At 50.9% G+C, this 15,840-nt stretch carries 31 protein-coding genes; 29 read left to right on the top strand and 2 right to left on the bottom strand.

The window, feature by feature from the left end:
* Window positions 1-3 precede the first annotated feature (3 nt).
* The 29 genes from rplD to J2Y91_RS06070 all read left to right on the top strand — a co-directional run bounded on the left by rplD (window position 4) and on the right by J2Y91_RS06070 (window position 13,870).
* A complete protein-coding gene (gene rplD / locus J2Y91_RS06210) occupies window positions 4-609 on the top strand; it encodes a 50S ribosomal protein L4 (RefSeq protein WP_023656564.1) in 606 nt (201 codons plus the stop codon).
* Window positions 606-908 (top strand): 50S ribosomal protein L23, encoded by a 303-nt coding sequence (gene rplW, locus J2Y91_RS06205; protein ID WP_048917637.1) that lies wholly within the window; start codon window positions 606-608, stop codon window positions 906-908. The genes rplD and rplW overlap by 4 nt, the downstream gene beginning before the upstream one ends.
* 17 nt (window positions 909-925) lie before the next feature.
* Window positions 926-1,747 (top strand): 50S ribosomal protein L2, encoded by an 822-nt coding sequence (gene rplB / locus J2Y91_RS06200; protein ID WP_048917636.1) that lies wholly within the window; start codon window positions 926-928, stop codon window positions 1,745-1,747.
* Between the two features lie 16 nt (window positions 1,748-1,763).
* A complete protein-coding gene (rpsS, locus tag J2Y91_RS06195; protein WP_004160590.1) occupies window positions 1,764-2,042 on the top strand; it encodes a 30S ribosomal protein S19 in 279 nt (92 codons plus the stop codon).
* A gap of 14 nt (window positions 2,043-2,056) precedes the next feature.
* Complete coding sequence (gene rplV, locus J2Y91_RS06190; protein ID WP_000447532.1) at window positions 2,057-2,389, top strand: 50S ribosomal protein L22; 333 nt, start codon at window positions 2,057-2,059, stop codon at window positions 2,387-2,389.
* A 17-nt stretch (window positions 2,390-2,406) separates the two neighbouring features.
* On the top strand, window positions 2,407-3,105 hold the full coding sequence (gene rpsC / locus J2Y91_RS06185; protein ID WP_002919766.1) for a 30S ribosomal protein S3: 699 nt from the start codon (window positions 2,407-2,409) through the stop codon (window positions 3,103-3,105).
* Window positions 3,106-3,117: 12 nt separating this feature from the next.
* A complete protein-coding gene (gene rplP / locus J2Y91_RS06180) occupies window positions 3,118-3,528 on the top strand; it encodes a 50S ribosomal protein L16 (RefSeq protein WP_002438716.1) in 411 nt (136 codons plus the stop codon).
* Window positions 3,528-3,719 carry a 50S ribosomal protein L29 gene (gene rpmC / locus J2Y91_RS06175; RefSeq protein WP_048917635.1) on the top strand — a complete coding sequence of 64 codons (192 nt, stop codon included), beginning with the start codon at window positions 3,528-3,530 and terminating at the stop codon, window positions 3,717-3,719. Before rplP ends, rpmC begins: the two co-directional genes overlap by 1 nt.
* Window positions 3,719-3,973, top strand: a complete 255-nt coding sequence (rpsQ, locus tag J2Y91_RS06170) for a 30S ribosomal protein S17 (RefSeq protein ID WP_048917634.1) — start codon at window positions 3,719-3,721, stop codon at window positions 3,971-3,973. The genes rpmC and rpsQ overlap by 1 nt, the downstream gene beginning before the upstream one ends.
* A 167-nt stretch (window positions 3,974-4,140) precedes the next feature.
* Entirely contained in the window at window positions 4,141-4,512 is a 372-nt protein-coding gene (rplN, locus tag J2Y91_RS06165) for a 50S ribosomal protein L14 (protein ID WP_048917633.1), read from the top strand.
* A 10-nt stretch (window positions 4,513-4,522) separates the two neighbouring features.
* On the top strand, window positions 4,523-4,837 hold the full coding sequence (rplX, locus tag J2Y91_RS06160; protein ID WP_048917632.1) for a 50S ribosomal protein L24: 315 nt from the start codon (window positions 4,523-4,525) through the stop codon (window positions 4,835-4,837).
* 14 nt (window positions 4,838-4,851) lie between these two features.
* Window positions 4,852-5,391 carry a 50S ribosomal protein L5 gene (gene rplE, locus J2Y91_RS06155; protein ID WP_013204126.1) on the top strand — a complete coding sequence of 180 codons (540 nt, stop codon included), beginning with the start codon at window positions 4,852-4,854 and terminating at the stop codon, window positions 5,389-5,391.
* 13 nt (window positions 5,392-5,404) lie between these two features.
* Window positions 5,405-5,710, top strand: coding sequence for a 30S ribosomal protein S14 (rpsN, locus tag J2Y91_RS06150; protein WP_048917631.1), 306 nt, complete (start codon window positions 5,405-5,407; stop codon window positions 5,708-5,710).
* Between the two features lie 30 nt (window positions 5,711-5,740).
* Window positions 5,741-6,133: a 30S ribosomal protein S8 gene (gene rpsH / locus J2Y91_RS06145; RefSeq protein ID WP_048917630.1), complete on the top strand. Its 393-nt coding sequence runs from the start codon at window positions 5,741-5,743 to the stop codon at window positions 6,131-6,133.
* Between the two features lie 12 nt (window positions 6,134-6,145).
* Window positions 6,146-6,679 (top strand): 50S ribosomal protein L6, encoded by a 534-nt coding sequence (rplF, locus tag J2Y91_RS06140; RefSeq protein WP_048917629.1) that lies wholly within the window; start codon window positions 6,146-6,148, stop codon window positions 6,677-6,679.
* Between the two features lie 9 nt (window positions 6,680-6,688).
* Window positions 6,689-7,042: a 50S ribosomal protein L18 gene (rplR, locus tag J2Y91_RS06135; protein ID WP_004160572.1), complete on the top strand. Its 354-nt coding sequence runs from the start codon at window positions 6,689-6,691 to the stop codon at window positions 7,040-7,042.
* Between the two features lie 14 nt (window positions 7,043-7,056).
* The gene (rpsE, locus tag J2Y91_RS06130; RefSeq protein ID WP_048917628.1) at window positions 7,057-7,557 is read left to right on the top strand and encodes a 30S ribosomal protein S5; all 501 of its coding nucleotides are present in this window, start codon (window positions 7,057-7,059) and stop codon (window positions 7,555-7,557) included.
* Window positions 7,558-7,562: 5 nt separating this feature from the next.
* Window positions 7,563-7,742: a 50S ribosomal protein L30 gene (rpmD, locus tag J2Y91_RS06125; protein WP_004160569.1), complete on the top strand. Its 180-nt coding sequence runs from the start codon at window positions 7,563-7,565 to the stop codon at window positions 7,740-7,742.
* A gap of 3 nt (window positions 7,743-7,745) precedes the next feature.
* Window positions 7,746-8,180: a 50S ribosomal protein L15 gene (gene rplO, locus J2Y91_RS06120; protein WP_048917627.1), complete on the top strand. Its 435-nt coding sequence runs from the start codon at window positions 7,746-7,748 to the stop codon at window positions 8,178-8,180.
* A 7-nt stretch (window positions 8,181-8,187) separates the two neighbouring features.
* On the top strand, window positions 8,188-9,519 hold the full coding sequence (gene secY / locus J2Y91_RS06115; protein WP_004160567.1) for a preprotein translocase subunit SecY: 1,332 nt from the start codon (window positions 8,188-8,190) through the stop codon (window positions 9,517-9,519).
* 32 nt (window positions 9,520-9,551) lie between these two features.
* Entirely contained in the window at window positions 9,552-9,668 is a 117-nt protein-coding gene (gene rpmJ, locus J2Y91_RS06110) for a 50S ribosomal protein L36 (RefSeq protein ID WP_020322760.1), read from the top strand.
* A 146-nt stretch (window positions 9,669-9,814) separates the two neighbouring features.
* The gene (gene rpsM, locus J2Y91_RS06105; protein ID WP_048917626.1) at window positions 9,815-10,171 is read left to right on the top strand and encodes a 30S ribosomal protein S13; all 357 of its coding nucleotides are present in this window, start codon (window positions 9,815-9,817) and stop codon (window positions 10,169-10,171) included.
* A gap of 16 nt (window positions 10,172-10,187) precedes the next feature.
* Window positions 10,188-10,577, top strand: coding sequence for a 30S ribosomal protein S11 (gene rpsK / locus J2Y91_RS06100; RefSeq protein ID WP_004160563.1), 390 nt, complete (start codon window positions 10,188-10,190; stop codon window positions 10,575-10,577).
* 33 nt (window positions 10,578-10,610) lie between these two features.
* The gene (rpsD, locus tag J2Y91_RS06095; RefSeq protein ID WP_048917625.1) at window positions 10,611-11,231 is read left to right on the top strand and encodes a 30S ribosomal protein S4; all 621 of its coding nucleotides are present in this window, start codon (window positions 10,611-10,613) and stop codon (window positions 11,229-11,231) included.
* Between the two features lie 25 nt (window positions 11,232-11,256).
* Window positions 11,257-12,246 (top strand): DNA-directed RNA polymerase subunit alpha, encoded by a 990-nt coding sequence (locus J2Y91_RS06090; protein WP_002919219.1) that lies wholly within the window; start codon window positions 11,257-11,259, stop codon window positions 12,244-12,246.
* A 40-nt stretch (window positions 12,247-12,286) separates the two neighbouring features.
* On the top strand, window positions 12,287-12,673 hold the full coding sequence (gene rplQ / locus J2Y91_RS06085) for a 50S ribosomal protein L17 (protein ID WP_004160560.1): 387 nt from the start codon (window positions 12,287-12,289) through the stop codon (window positions 12,671-12,673).
* 123 nt (window positions 12,674-12,796) lie between these two features.
* Window positions 12,797-13,168, top strand: a complete 372-nt coding sequence (locus tag J2Y91_RS06080; protein WP_048917624.1) for a DnaJ family domain-containing protein — start codon at window positions 12,797-12,799, stop codon at window positions 13,166-13,168.
* Complete coding sequence (gene zntR / locus J2Y91_RS06075; RefSeq protein ID WP_133622567.1) at window positions 13,168-13,599, top strand: Zn(2+)-responsive transcriptional regulator; 432 nt, start codon at window positions 13,168-13,170, stop codon at window positions 13,597-13,599. Before J2Y91_RS06080 ends, zntR begins: the two co-directional genes overlap by 1 nt.
* Window positions 13,600-13,654: 55 nt before the next feature.
* Window positions 13,655-13,870: an alternative ribosome-rescue factor A gene (locus J2Y91_RS06070; protein WP_048917622.1), complete on the top strand. Its 216-nt coding sequence runs from the start codon at window positions 13,655-13,657 to the stop codon at window positions 13,868-13,870.
* Between the two features lie 47 nt (window positions 13,871-13,917).
* Here the strand turns inward: J2Y91_RS06070 and mscL are convergent, their stop codons facing one another.
* Both mscL and trkA read right to left on the bottom strand, forming a co-directional pair.
* Window positions 13,918-14,331: a large-conductance mechanosensitive channel protein MscL gene (gene mscL / locus J2Y91_RS06065; protein WP_048917621.1), complete on the bottom strand. Its 414-nt coding sequence runs from the start codon at window positions 14,329-14,331 to the stop codon at window positions 13,918-13,920.
* Window positions 14,332-14,460: 129 nt separating this feature from the next.
* Window positions 14,461-15,837, bottom strand: coding sequence for a Trk system potassium transporter TrkA (trkA, locus tag J2Y91_RS06060; RefSeq protein WP_048917620.1), 1,377 nt, complete (start codon window positions 15,835-15,837; stop codon window positions 14,461-14,463).
* Window positions 15,838-15,840: the final 3 nt, after the last annotated feature.

Raw genomic sequence — 15,840 nt, 5'->3', positions numbered from 1 at the left:
GCAATGGAATTAGTATTGAAAGACGCGCAAAGCGCGCTGACTGTTTCCGAAACTACCTTCGGTCGTGATTTCAACGAAGCGCTGGTACACCAGGTTGTTGTTGCTTATGCAGCAGGTGCTCGTCAGGGTACTCGTGCTCAGAAGACTCGTGCTGAAGTAACTGGTTCAGGCAAAAAGCCATGGCGCCAGAAAGGCACCGGCCGTGCGCGTGCAGGTTCTGTAAAGAGCCCAATCTGGCGTTCAGGTGGTGTGACCTTCGCTGCGAAGCCACAGGACCACAGTCAAAAAGTTAACAAAAAGATGTACCGCGGCGCGCTGAAAAGCATCCTGTCCGAACTGGTACGTCAAGATCGTCTGATCGTTGTCGAGCAGTTCTCTCTGGAAGCTCCTAAAACGAAGCTGCTGGTAGAAAAACTGAAAGACATGGCTCTGGAAGACGTGCTGATCATCACTGGCGAACTGGAAGAGAACCTGTTCCTGGCCGCTCGCAACCTGTACAAGGTTGACGTACGTGATGCAGCGGGTATCGACCCAGTTAGCCTGATCGCCTTCGACAAAGTCGTTATGACTGCTGATGCAGTTAAGCAAGTTGAGGAGATGCTGGCATGATCCGTGAAGAACGTCTGCTGAAAGTACTGCGCGCGCCGCACGTATCTGAAAAAGCATCTGCTGCGATGGAAAAAACTAACACCATCGTTCTCAAAGTTGCGACTGACGCGACCAAAGCAGAAATCAAAGCCGCTGTACAGAAACTTTTCGAAGTAGAAGTTGAAGTCGTGAACACTTTGCTGGTTAAAGGCAAAACTAAGCGTTCTGGACAGCGTATTGGTCGTCGTAGCGACTGGAAAAAAGCTTACGTCACCCTGAAAGAAGGCCAGAATCTGGACTTCGCAGGCGGCGCTGAGTAAGTCGGAGGAGAAGAACAATGGCAATTGTTAAATGTAAACCGACATCTCCGGGTCGTCGCCATGTAGTTAAAGTGGTAAACGCGGAGCTGCACAAGGGCAAACCATTTGCCCCGCTGGTTGAGAAAAACAGCAAATCCGGTGGCCGTAACAACAATGGTCGCATCACTACCCGTCATATCGGTGGTGGTCACAAGCAGGCTTACCGTATTGTTGACTTCAAACGCAACAAAGATGGTATCCCAGCGACCGTTGAACGTCTTGAGTACGATCCGAACCGCTCTGCGAACATCGCACTGGTTCTGTACAAAGACGGCGAACGCCGTTACATCCTGGCCCCTAAAGGCCTGAAAGCTGGCGACCAGATTCAATCTGGCGTTGATGCTGCGATTAAAGCGGGTAACACCCTGCCAATGCGTAACATCCCAGTGGGTTCTACCGTGCATAACGTAGAAATGAAACCAGGCAAAGGCGGTCAGATTGCTCGCTCAGCTGGTACTTACGTGCAGATCGTTGCGCGTGATGGTTCTTACGTTACCCTGCGTCTGCGTTCTGGTGAAATGCGTAAAGTCGAAATTGACTGCCGCGCGACCCTGGGCGAAGTCGGTAACGCTGAGCACATGCTTCGCGTTCTGGGTAAAGCCGGTGCAGCTCGTTGGCGTGGTGTTCGTCCTACCGTTCGCGGTACTGCGATGAACCCAGTCGATCACCCGCACGGTGGTGGTGAAGGTCGTAACTTTGGTAAGCATCCAGTGTCCCCATGGGGCCTGCAGACCAAAGGTAAGAAGACCCGTAGCAACAAGCGTACCGATAAGTTTATCGTACGTCGCCGTAGCAAATAATTTTAGAGGATAAGCCATGCCACGTTCTCTCAAGAAAGGTCCTTTTATTGACCTGCACTTGCTGAAGAAGGTAGAGAAAGCTTTGGAAAGCGGAGACAAGAAGCCACTGCGCACCTGGTCCCGTCGTTCAACGATCTTCCCTAACATGATCGGTTTGACCATCGCTGTCCATAATGGTCGTCAGCACGTTCCTGTCTTTGTTTCCGACGAAATGGTCGGTCACAAACTGGGTGAATTTGCACCGACTCGTACTTATCGCGGCCACGCGGCTGATAAAAAAGCCAAGAAACGCTAAGGCAGGAGGAAGAGATGGAAACTATCGCTAAACATCGCCACGCTCGTTCTTCTGCACAGAAGGTTCGCCTGGTAGCGGATCTTGTACGCGGTAAGAAAGTGTCGCAGGCTCTGGACATTCTGACCTACACCAATAAGAAAGCGGCTGTACTGGTCAAGAAGGTCCTGGAATCTGCCATTGCTAACGCCGAACACAACGATGGCGCTGACATTGATGATCTGAAAGTCACGAAAATCTTCGTAGACGAAGGCCCAAGCATGAAGCGCATTATGCCGCGTGCAAAAGGTCGTGCAGATCGCATCCTGAAGCGCACCAGCCACATTACTGTGGTTGTGTCCGATCGCTGAGACTCTGGAGACTAGCAATGGGTCAGAAAGTACATCCTAATGGTATTCGCCTGGGTATTGTTAAACCCTGGAACTCTACCTGGTTCGCAAATACCAAAGAATTCGCTGACAACCTGGACAGCGACTTTAAAGTTCGTCAGTTCCTGACTAAAGAACTGGCTAAAGCATCCGTCTCTCGTATCGTTATCGAGCGCCCAGCTAAGAGCATCCGTGTGACTATTCACACCGCTCGTCCTGGCATCGTTATCGGTAAGAAAGGTGAAGATGTAGAAAAACTGCGCAAGGTCGTAGCGGATATCGCTGGCGTTCCTGCACAGATCAATATCGCCGAAGTCCGTAAACCGGAACTGGACGCTAAATTGGTTGCTGACAGCATCACTTCACAGCTGGAGCGTCGTGTGATGTTCCGTCGTGCTATGAAGCGTGCTGTACAGAACGCAATGCGTCTGGGCGCTAAAGGGATCAAAGTTGAAGTTAGTGGCCGCCTGGGCGGTGCAGAAATCGCGCGTACCGAATGGTACCGTGAAGGCCGCGTGCCGCTGCACACTCTGCGTGCAGACATTGACTACAACACCTCTGAAGCGCACACCACTTATGGTGTAATCGGCGTTAAGGTATGGATCTTCAAAGGTGAGATCCTGGGTGGTATGGCTGCTGTTGAACAACCGGAACCGGCTGCTCAACCTAAAAAGCAGCAGCGTAAAGGCCGTAAGTAAGGAGAGTCGCTGATGTTACAACCAAAGCGTACAAAATTCCGTAAAGTGCATAAAGGCCGCAACCGTGGTCTGGCGCAGGGTACGGATGTTAGCTTCGGTACTTTCGGTCTGAAAGCTGTTGGCCGTGGTCGTCTGACTGCTCGTCAGATCGAAGCAGCACGTCGTGCTATGACCCGTGCAGTTAAGCGTCAAGGTAAAATTTGGATCCGTGTATTCCCGGACAAACCAATTACCGAGAAGCCGCTGGAAGTGCGTATGGGTAAAGGTAAAGGTAACGTAGAGTATTGGGTTGCCTTGATCCAGCCTGGTAAAGTCCTGTATGAAATGGACGGCGTACCGGAAGAGCTGGCCCGTGAAGCATTCAAGCTGGCAGCAGCAAAACTGCCTATCAAAACCACCTTTGTAACTAAGACGGTGATGTAATGAAAGCAACAGAGCTGCGTGAAAAAAGCGTTGAAGAGCTGAACACTGAGCTTCTTAACCTGCTGCGTGAGCAGTTCAATCTGCGCATGCAGGCAGCATCCGGCCAACTTCAACAGACTCACGTCTTGAAGAATGTTCGTCGTGATGTTGCACGCGTTAAGACTTTACTGACTGAGAAGGCGGGTGCGTAATGACCGATAAAATCCGTACTCTGCAAGGTCGTGTTCTGAGCGACAAAATGGAGAAATCCATTGTTGTGGCAATCGAACGTGTTGTGAAGCACCCGATCTACGGGAAATTCATCAAACGTACGACCAAACTGCACGTACATGACGAGAACAACGAATGTGGTATCGGCGACGTGGTAGAAATCCGCGAATGCCGTCCACTGTCCAAGACTAAGTCCTGGACGCTGGTTCGCGTTGTAGAGAAAGCGATTCTGTAATAGAATCTGCCGTCTCTAAAAAATAAGATAAACGGCTCGCAAGAGCCGTTTATTTTTTCTACCCATATTCAGGAAGCAGTGTTATAATGCTGCGCCCTCAATAATGGGGCTTTTATACGACCTGAATCAGGTCCCGAAGTAGTAGTTGACATTAGCGGAGCACTAAAATGATCCAAGAACAGACTATGCTGACCGTCGCCGACAACTCCGGTGCACGTCGCGTAATGTGTATCAAGGTTCTGGGTGGCTCGCACCGTCGCTACGCAGGCGTAGGCGACATCATCAAAATTACCATCAAGGAAGCAATTCCTCGCGGTAAGGTTAAGAAGGGTGATGTGCTGAAAGCGGTAGTGGTGCGCACCAGGAAGGGTGTTCGTCGCCCGGACGGTTCTGTCATTCGCTTCGATGGTAATGCATGCGTTATTTTAAACAATAACACTGAGCAGCCTATCGGAACGCGTATTTTTGGGCCGGTAACTCGTGAGCTTCGTACTGAAAAGTTCATGAAAATTATCTCTCTGGCACCAGAAGTACTCTAAGGAGCGAAAAATGGCAGCTAAAATCCGTCGCGATGACGAAGTTATCGTGCTGACCGGCAAAGATAAAGGTAAGCGCGGTAAAGTAAAAAATGTTCTGTCTTCAGGCAAACTGATTGTTGAAGGTATCAACCTGGTTAAGAAGCACTCAAAGCCGGTTCCGGCTCTGAATCAACCAGGTGGCATCGTTGAAAAAGAAGCTGCTATTCAGGTTTCTAACGTTGCGCTCTTCAACTCGGCAACCGGTAAGGCTGACCGTGTAGGCTTTAGATTCGAAGACGGCAAAAAAGTCCGTTTCTTCAAGTCTAACAGCGAAACTATCAAGTAATTTGGAGTAGTACGATGGCGAAACTGCATGATTACTACAAAGACGAAGTAGTTAAACAACTCATGACTGAGTTTAGCTACAATTCTGTCATGCAAGTCCCTCGGGTCGAGAAGATCACCCTGAATATGGGTGTGGGTGAAGCGATCGCTGACAAGAAACTGCTGGACAACGCAGCAGCTGACTTAGCAGCAATCTCCGGTCAAAAGCCGTTTATCACCAAAGCACGCAAGTCAGTTGCAGGCTTCAAAATCCGTCAGGGCTATCCGATCGGCTGTAAAGTAACTCTGCGTGGCGAACGCATGTGGGAGTTCTTTGAGCGTCTGATTTCTATTGCTGTTCCACGTATCCGTGACTTCCGTGGCTTGTCCGCTAAGTCATTCGATGGCCGTGGTAACTACAGCATGGGCGTTCGTGAGCAGATCATCTTCCCAGAGATCGACTATGACAAAGTCGACCGCGTTCGTGGTTTGGATATCACCATTACCACTACTGCGAAATCTGATGATGAAGGCCGCGCACTTTTGGCTGCTTTTAACTTCCCGTTCCGCAAGTAAGGCAGGGTTACTGATGGCTAAGCAATCGATGAAAGCACGCGAAGTCGTTCGCGTGAAACTGGCTGACAAGTACCGCGCTAAACGCGAGGAACTGAAAGCTATCATTTCTAGTGTGAACTCATCCGACGAAGAACGTTGGAATGCTGTTCTCAAGCTGCAAACTCTGCCGCGTGATTCCAGCCCGTCTCGTCAGCGTAAGCGCTGCCGTCAAACTGGCCGTCCACATGGTTATGTGGGCAAATTCGGTCTGAGCCGTATCAAGTTGCGTGAAGCCGCCATGCGCGGTGAAGTACCTGGCTTGAAAAAGGCTAGCTGGTAATTACCAATTGAATCACGGGAGTAAAGACAGATGAGCATGCAAGATCCGATCGCGGATATGCTGACCCGTATCCGTAACGGTCAAGCCGCGAACAAAGTTGCGGTCACCATGCCTTCCTCCAAGCTGAAATTGGCTATTGCCAACGTGCTGAAGGAAGAAGGCTATATTGAAGAATTTAAAGTCGAAGGCGACACCAAGCCTGAACTGGAACTGACTCTTAAGTATTTCCAGGGCAAGGCAGTGGTAGAGAGCATTCAGCGTGTAAGCCGTCCAGGTCTGCGTATCTACAAACGCAAAGACGAACTGCCAAAAGTTATGGCTGGACTGGGTATCGCTGTTATCTCTACCTCTAAAGGTGTTATGACCGATCGTGCCGCACGCCAGGCTGGTCTTGGCGGCGAAATTATCTGCTACGTAGCTTAATCGGAGGAATAAATGTCTCGTGTTGCTAAAGCACCAGTCGCGATTCCTGCCGGCGTAGAGGTAAAACTCGACGGTCAGGTTATTTCGATTAAAGGTAAAAACGGCGAGCTGACTCGTACGCTCAACAAAGCTGTAGAAGTTAAGCATGCTGACAACACCCTGACTTTCGCTCCGCGCGAAGGTTTTGTGGATGGTTGGGCGCAGGCAGGTACTTCTCGTGCACTGTTGAACGCTATGGTTATCGGTGTTACCGAAGGCTTCACTAAGAAGCTGCAGCTGGTTGGTGTAGGTTATCGTGCAGCCGTTAAAGGCAACTCTGTGAGCTTAGCCCTGGGCTTCTCTCACCCGGTTGACCACGCGCTGCCAGCGGGAATCACTGCTGAATGTCCAACTCAGACTGAAATCGTGCTGAAAGGCGCTGATAAACAGCTGATTGGTCAGGTTGCAGCCGATCTCCGCGCCTACCGTCGTCCTGAGCCTTATAAAGGCAAGGGTGTTCGTTACGCCGACGAAGTCGTGCGTACCAAAGAGGCTAAGAAGAAGTAAGGTAACACTATGGATAAGAAATCTGCTCGTATCCGTCGTGCGACCCGCGCACGTCGCAAGCTCAAAGAGCTGGGTGCTACTCGCCTGGTGGTACATCGTACCCCGCGTCATATTTACGCACAGGTAATCGCACCCAACGGTTCTGAAGTCCTGGTCGCTGCTTCTACTGTAGAAAAAGCTATCAGTGAGCAACTGAAGTACACAGGAAACAAAGACGCTGCCGCTGCTGTTGGTAAAGCAGTTGCTGAACGCGCAATCGAAAAAGGCATCACTGGTGTTTCTTTCGACCGTTCTGGTTTCCAATATCATGGTCGTGTCCAGGCACTGGCAGATGCTGCCCGTGAAGCTGGCCTACAGTTCTAAGGTAGAGGTGTAAGATGGCACACATCGAAAAACAAGCTGGCGAACTGCAGGAAAAGCTGATCGCGGTAAATCGCGTATCTAAAACCGTAAAAGGTGGTCGTATTTTCTCCTTCACAGCTCTGACTGTTGTTGGTGACGGTAACGGTCGCATCGGTTTTGGTTACGGAAAAGCGCGTGAAGTTCCAGCAGCGATCCAGAAAGCGATGGAAAAAGCTCGTCGCAATATGATTAACGTCGCGCTGAACAGCGGCACCCTGCAGCACCCTGTTAAAGGCGTGCACACAGGTTCTCGCGTGTTCATGCAGCCGGCTTCTGAAGGTACCGGTATCATTGCCGGCGGTGCAATGCGCGCCGTACTGGAAGTCGCTGGGGTTCATAACGTCTTGGCTAAAGCCTACGGTTCCACTAACCCGATCAACGTGGTTCGTGCAACTCTGGATGGCCTGGCCAACATGAATTCCCCAGAAATGGTCGCTGCCAAGCGTGGCAAATCCGTTGAAGACATTCTGGGGTAATGACCATGGCTAAGACTATTAAGATTACACAAACCCGCAGTTCGATCGGTCGTTTGCCTAAACACAAGGCAACGCTGCTTGGCCTGGGTCTGCGTCGTATTAACCACACCGTAGAGCGTGAAGACACGCCAGCTGTACGCGGTATGGTTAACGCGATTTCCTACATGGTTAAAGTGGAGGAGTAACAGATGCGTTTAAATACTCTGTCTCCGGCCGACGGCTCCAAGCACGCTTCGAAACGTCTGGGCCGTGGTATCGGTTCAGGCCTCGGCAAAACCGGTGGTCGTGGTCACAAAGGTCAGAACTCACGTTCTGGCGGTGGCGTACGTCGTGGTTTTGAAGGCGGCCAGATGCCTCTGTATCGTCGTCTGCCGAAATTCGGTTTCACCTCTCGCAAAGCAATGGTCACTGCAGAAGTTCGTCTGTCTGACCTGGCGAAAGTTGAAGGCGGTATCGTCGACCTGAACACGCTGAAAGCAGCAAACATTATCGGTATTCAGATGGAGTTCGCGAAAGTGATCCTGTCTGGCGAAGTTTCTGCACCGGTAACGATTCGCGGTCTGCGTGTCACTAAAGGCGCTCGTGCTGCAATCGAAGCTGCTGGCGGTAAAATTGAGGAATAAGTAGCAGATGGCTAAGCAACCGGGATTAGATTTTCAAAGTGCCAAGGGTGGATTTGGCGAACTAAAACGCAGACTTCTGTTTGTAATTGGTGCGCTGATTGTCTTCCGTATTGGCTCTTTTATTCCGATCCCTGGTATCGATGCCACTGTACTTGCCAAATTGCTTGAGCAACAGCGTGGCACCATCATTGAAATGTTTAACATGTTCTCTGGTGGTGCTCTGAGCCGTGCTTCTATCTTTGCCCTGGGTATTATGCCGTACATTTCGGCCTCTATTATTATCCAGCTGCTGACGGTGGTTCATCCAGCGTTAGCTGAAATCAAGAAAGAAGGGGAGGCTGGCCGTCGTAAGATAAGCCAGTACACCCGTTACGGTACTCTGGTATTAGGTATATTCCAGGCGGTCGGTATTGCTACCGGCCTGCCGAATATGCCAGGAATGCAGGGCCTGGTGTTAAACCCAGGCTTTGCCTTCTACTTTACCGCTGTTGTCAGTCTGGTCACCGGGACAATGTTCCTGATGTGGCTGGGCGAGCAGATAACTGAACGAGGTATCGGCAACGGTATCTCGATCATTATCTTCGCTGGTATTGTTGCGGGTCTGCCGCCGGCCATTGGCCATACCATCGAGCAAGCGCGGCAAGGCGACCTGCACTTCCTCCTGTTGCTGTTGGTTGCAGTTCTCGTATTTGCAGTGACCTTCTTCGTTGTTTTCGTTGAGCGTGGTCAACGCCGCATTGTGGTGAACTATGCGAAACGTCAGCAAGGCCGTCGTGTCTATGCTGCGCAGAGCACACATTTACCGTTGAAAGTGAATATGGCCGGTGTAATTCCAGCTATTTTTGCTTCCAGCATCATTCTGTTCCCAGCAACCATCGCGTCATGGTTCGGGGGCGGAACCGGTTGGAACTGGTTGACAACTATTTCGATGTCATTACAGCCAGGTCAGCCGCTTTATGTGCTACTCTATGCGACTGCAATCATCTTCTTCTGTTTCTTCTATACGGCGTTGGTTTTCAACCCAAGAGAAACAGCAGATAACCTGAAGAAGTCTGGTGCATTTGTACCAGGTATTCGTCCGGGAGAACAGACGGCGAAGTATATCGATAAAGTGATGACGCGCTTAACCTTAATCGGTGCGCTGTACATTACCTTTATCTGCCTGATCCCGGAGTTCATGCGTGATGCGATGAAAGTTCCATTCTACTTCGGCGGTACTTCACTGCTGATCGTAGTCGTTGTCATCATGGACTTTATGGCTCAAGTGCAAACTCTGATGATGTCTAGTCAGTACGAGTCTGCATTGAAGAAAGCAAATCTGAAGGGCTACGGCCGTTAATTCAGGTGCTTGAGAAGTTACGGAGAGTAAAAATGAAAGTTCGTGCTTCCGTCAAGAAATTATGTCGTAACTGCAAAATCGTTCGTCGCGACGGCGTCGTGCGTGTGATTTGCAGTGCCGAGCCTAAGCATAAACAGCGCCAAGGCTGATTTAATCGCATATTTTTCTTGCAAAGTCGGGTTGAGCTGGCTAGATTAGCCAGCCAATCTTTTGTATGTCTATGCGTTTCCATTTGAGTATCCTGAAAACGGGCTTTTCGGCATGGGACGCATAAGTAATTAAATAGGAGTGCATAGTGGCCCGTATAGCAGGCATTAACATTCCTGATCATAAACATACCGTTATCGCATTAACTGCAATTTTCGGTATCGGCAAGACCCGTTCACAGGCTATCTGTGCATCTACGGGAATCGCTGAAAATGTTAAGATCAGTGAGCTGTCTGAAGAACAAATCGACATTCTGCGTGATGCAGTAGCGAAATTTGTTGTTGAAGGCGATCTGCGTCGTGAAGTCACCCTGAGCATCAAGCGTCTTATGGACCTTGGTTGCTATCGTGGTTTGCGTCATCGTCGTGGTCTTCCAGTGCGCGGTCAGCGTACTAAGACTAACGCACGTACCCGTAAGGGTCCGCGTAAACCGATCAAGAAATAATCGGGGTGATTGAATAATGGCAAAGGCACCAGTTCGTGCACGCAAGCGTGTAAGAAAGCAAGTCTCTGATGGCGTGGCTCATGTCCATGCATCTTTTAACAACACCATCGTAACTATTACCGATCGTCAGGGTAATGCGCTGGGTTGGGCAACAGCCGGTGGTTCCGGTTTCCGTGGTTCTCGTAAGTCTACGCCGTTCGCTGCGCAGGTTGCTGCAGAGCGTTGCGCAGAGGCCGTGAAAGATTACGGTATTAAGAACCTGGAAGTTATGGTTAAGGGTCCTGGTCCAGGCCGCGAATCAACTATTCGTGCCCTGAACGCTGCTGGTTTCCGCATCACTAATATTACTGATGTGACTCCGATCCCTCACAACGGTTGTCGTCCGCCGAAAAAACGTCGCGTATAACGCCCCGTTTTTTAGGAATGTTGGAGAAAGAAAATGGCAAGATATTTGGGTCCTAAGCTCAAGCTGAGCCGTCGTGAAGGCACAGACCTGTTCCTTAAGTCTGGCGTTCGCGCGATTGATACCAAGTGTAAGATTGAACAAGCTCCTGGTCAGCACGGTGCGCGCAAGCCACGTCTGTCTGACTATGGCGTGCAGTTACGTGAAAAGCAGAAAGTTCGTCGTATGTACGGCGTGCTGGAGCGTCAGTTCCGTAACTATTATAAAGAAGCAGCTCGTCTGAAAGGCAACACCGGTGAAAACCTGTTAGCTCTGCTGGAAGGTCGTCTGGACAACGTAGTTTACCGTATGGGCTTTGGCGCCACTCGTGCAGAAGCACGTCAGCTGGTTAGCCACAAATCTATTTTGGTAAACGGCCGCGTTGTTAGCATCGCTTCTTATCAGGTAACTCCGAATGACGTTGTTAGCATCCGTGAGAAAGCCAAAAAGCAGTCTCGCGTGAAAGCCGCTCTGGAGCTGGCTGAACAGCGTGAAAAGCCAACCTGGCTGGAAGTTGATGCAACTAAGATGGAAGGTGTGTTCAAGCGTATTCCTGAACGTACCGATCTGTCTGCGGACATTAACGAACACCTGATCGTCGAGCTTTACTCCAAGTAAGGCTTAGTACCAAAGAGAGGACACAATGCAGGGTTCTGTGACAGAGTTTCTAAAACCGCGCCTGGTAGATATCGAGCAAGTGAGTTCGACGCACGCCAAGGTGACCCTTGAGCCTTTAGAGCGTGGCTTTGGCCATACTCTTGGTAACGCACTGCGCCGTATTCTGCTTTCATCAATGCCGGGTTGCGCGGTGACCGAGGTTGAAATTGATGGTGTACTGCATGAGTACAGCACCAAAGAGGGCGTACAGGAAGATATCCTGGAAATCCTGCTCAACCTGAAAGGTTTGGCGGTAAGAGTTCAGGGCAAAGATGAAGTTATTCTTACTCTGAATAAATCTGGCATTGGCCCTGTGACTGCAGCCGATATCACCCATGATGGTGATGTCGAAATCGTCAAGCCGCAGCACGTGATCTGTCACCTGACCGATGAGAACGCCGCTATTAGCATGCGTATCAAAGTTCAGCGTGGTCGTGGTTATGTGCCGGCTTCTGCCCGAATTCATTCGGAAGAAGATGAGCGCCCGATCGGTCGTCTGTTGGTTGACGCCTGTTACAGCCCTGTAGAGCGTATTGCCTACAATGTTGAAGCAGCGCGTGTAGAACAGCGTACTGACCTGGACAAGCTGGTCATCGAAATGGAAACCAACGGCACTATTGATCCTGAAGAAGCGATCCGCCGTGCGGCAACCATCCTGGCAGAACAACTGGAAGCTTTCGTCGACTTACGTGATGTACGTCAGCCGGAAGTGAAAGAAGAGAAACCAGAATTCGATCCGATCTTGCTGCGCCCTGTTGACGATCTGGAATTGACTGTCCGCTCTGCTAACTGCCTTAAGGCAGAAGCTATCCACTACATCGGTGATCTGGTACAGCGTACCGAGGTTGAGCTGCTTAAAACGCCTAACCTTGGTAAAAAATCTCTTACTGAGATTAAAGATGTGCTGGCTTCTCGTGGTCTGTCTCTGGGCATGCGCCTGGAAAACTGGCCGCCAGCTAGCATTGCTGATGAATAACCCGATCACAGGTTAAGGTTTCACTGAGAAGGATAAGGTCATGCGCCATCGTAAGAGTGGTCGTCAACTGAACCGCAACAGCAGCCATCGTCAGGCTATGTTCCGCAACATGGCTGGCTCTTTGGTTCGTCACGAGATTATCAAGACGACCCTGCCAAAAGCGAAAGAGCTGCGTCGCGTAGTTGAGCCGCTGATTACTCTTGCCAAGACCGACAGCGTAGCTAATCGTCGTCTGGCATTCGCCCGTACTCGTGATAACGAGATCGTGGCAAAACTGTTTAATGAGCTCGGTCCGCGTTTCGCGAGCCGTGCAGGTGGTTACACTCGCATTCTGAAGTGTGGCTTCCGCGCTGGTGACAACGCTCCGATGGCTTACATCGAGCTGGTTGATCGTCCAGAAGCTCAAGCAGAAGCTGTAGCAGAGTAATCTGCCGCAGTATTGAAAAAACCCCGCTTGCGGGGTTTTTTTATGTCCATAATTCCTCTCTTACTTCATATCCTCACCAGTTACGCTATGCTGAACGCTTCCTGAGAACTGGAGGCCGCGACTATGTCACTGCTCGATCAGCTGGCTGAAAAACATATCCTTGCCGCACAGCGTCAGGGCGATCTCGATAATCTGGCGGGGGCTGGCCAACCGCTGCAGCTGGATGACGACAGCCACGTTCCTGCTGAACTGCGCGCCAGCTATCGTATCTTAAAAAATTCTGGCTACCTGCCACCGGAGCTGGAGCTGCGACGGGAAGCCGTTGAGCTGGATAAGCTGCTGCGTGGCATCGCCCCTGAGGATGAGCGCTATCAGCCACAGGCAAAACGACTGAAGCTACTGGAAATCAAACTTATTCAGGCGGGTATCAGTACCGATTTTCTGCATAGCCATTATGGCAGGCAGTTACAGCAGCATTTTAGCGAGGAGGAGTAATGTACCGCATAGGACAACTGGCGAAACTGGCCGATGTGACGCCGGACACCATTCGCTTCTATGAGAAGCAGCGCATGATGGATCATGAAATCCGCACCGAAGGCGGCTTTCGTCTCTACAGTGATACTGATTTGCAGCGGCTGAAGTTTATTCGTTATGGACGTCAGCTGGGCTTTACGCTGGAAGCGATCCGCGAACTGTTATCGATCCGCGTCGATCCTGAACATCACACCTGTCAGGAATCTAAGACCATCGTGCAAAAGCGGCTCACCGAAGTTGAAGCCATGTTATCAGAGCTTCAGCATATGCAGCGTTCACTGAAAAGGCTGAATGATGCCTGCTGCGGCACCGCGCACAGCAGCCGCTATTGCTCGATCCTGGAAGCACTTGAAAAGGGGGCAACCACATCAAATGTTAAAGCCGCCGATTGAAATATCCCAATTTCAGGCCTATATTCATCTGCGTCATTTACTCACAGGAAATATCATGACTGTTTACCAACATAAAAAAGGCGTCATCCGTGATAACGCCCTTGAAGCACTGCTACATGACCCACTGTTTAAACCGCGCGTTGAGGCGAACACTAAAGGTAAAGGCAGCTACCGGCGCCGTGATAAACATGCGAAGAAAGGTAACTGGGAGGCCAGTGGCCAGTGCGCAAACCGCGTATTGACCACTGGCCTTCTGCCTTTTCAGGCATAAAAAAACCGCCAGCGGTGGCGGTTTTCGTTTTCGCAACAGACAATCCCTTAAAGCGGTTTGTTATTCTGTTCTTTCAGCAGATCGCGGATTTCGCTCAGCAGCGTTTCTTCAGCAGAAGGTTTCGGTGCCGGTTTTTCCACTTCCTTTCTTTTGTACATCTTGTTCATCACTTTAATCGCCATGAAGATGGCAAACGCAACGATCATAAAGTCAAAAATGGTCTGCAGGAAAATCCCGTACTCCATCACTACAGCAGGCGCTGTACCATCTGCGGCTTTTAACACCCAGCTGAACTGCTTGAAATCGACGCCCCCAATCAGTAACCCCAGCGGTGGCATGATGATATTTGCCACCAGTGAAGAGACGATTTTACCAAACGCAGCACCGATGATGACACCCACAGCCAGATCGACGACATTGCCACGCATCGCGAAATCGCGAAACTCTTTGAATAAACTCATTGTTATCTCCCATTTTTGCCAATTTTCTAAGTCTAACAAAGGATTGGCTTTTTACCACGGTGATTGCTGATAAATGTCGACATTCACCCGGGGTAACGCCGGGTGAAATCAGACAGACAGATAGGGTCGTTAGAGGAAGAACGGGCTGGGCTGGAACAGGCGTTCGACGTCCGGGACAAACTTCTTGTCGGTCAGGAACATGATCACGTGGTCCCCCTGCTCAATACGCAGGTTATCATTAGCAATCATCACATCGTTACCGCGCACCACGGCACCAATGATGGTTCCCGGTGGCAGCTTGATATCATCAATCAGGCGCCCGACCACGCGTGAGGTCGACTCCTCGCCGTGCGCGATAGCTTCAATGGCTTCCGCCACGCCGCGGCGCAGTGAAGAAACCCCGACAATATCCGCTTTACGCACGTGCCCCAGCAGCGCCGAGATGGTCGCCTGCTGCGGGGAGATCGCGATATCGATGACGCTGCCCTGCACCAGATCGACATAGGCGCGGCGCTGGATAAGCACCATAGCCTTTTTCGCGCCCATGCGCTTGGCCAGCATTGCCGACATGATATTGGCTTCATCATCGTTGGTGATGGCAATGAAAAGATCGGTTTGATCAACGTGCTCCTCGGCCAGCAGTTCCTGATCGGAGGCATCGCCATAAAACACGATGGTGTTTTGCAAGTTTTCTGCCAGCTCGGCGGCGCGCTGCTGATCGCGCTCGATCAGTTTAACGCTGTACTGTTTTTCCAGGCGCTGCGCGAGACCAAAGCCGATATTTCCGCCGCCGACGATCATAATGCGCTTATACGGTTTCTCCAGCCGCTGATACTCACTCATCACCGCACGAATATGCTGGCTGGCAGCAATGAAGAACACTTCATCGCCTGCCTCAATGATGGTGGAGCCCTGCGGGCGAATAGGGCGATCCTGGCGGAAAATAGCGGCAACGCGCGTATCGATATGCGGCATATGTTCACGCATCACGGATAGCGCATTCCCGACCAGCGGGCCGCCATAATAGGCTTTGACCACTGCCAGGCTGACTTTCCCTTCCGCAAAGTTCACCACCTGCAGCGCACCAGGGTATTCGATCAGACGATAAATATTATCAATTACCAGCTGCTCCGGAGAGATCAGGTGGTCGATGGGTACCGCTTCCGGGATAAACAGCTTATCGGCGTCACGGATATAATCCGGGGCGCGGATACGGGCGATACGGTTCGGCGTGTTAAACAGGGAGTAGGCGACCTGGCAGGCGACCATGTTGGTTTCATCAGAGTTGGTGACGGCAACCAGCATATCCGCATCTTCCGCACCGGCTTCACGCAGCACGCGCGGATGAGAGCCGTGCCCCTGCACCACGCGTAAATCGAATTTGTCCTGTAACTGACGCAGGCGCAGGGGATCGGTATCGACCACGGTAATATCGTTGTTTTCACCGACCAGGTTCTCAGCTAGCGTTCCGCCGACCTGACCTGCACCAAGAATGATAATTTTCATTAT

The sequence above is a fragment of the Erwinia aphidicola genome (assembly GCF_024169515.1).
Taxonomy (GTDB): Bacteria; Pseudomonadota; Gammaproteobacteria; order Enterobacterales; family Enterobacteriaceae; genus Erwinia; species Erwinia aphidicola.
This window is presented reverse-complemented; position numbering and strand designations above follow the sequence as displayed.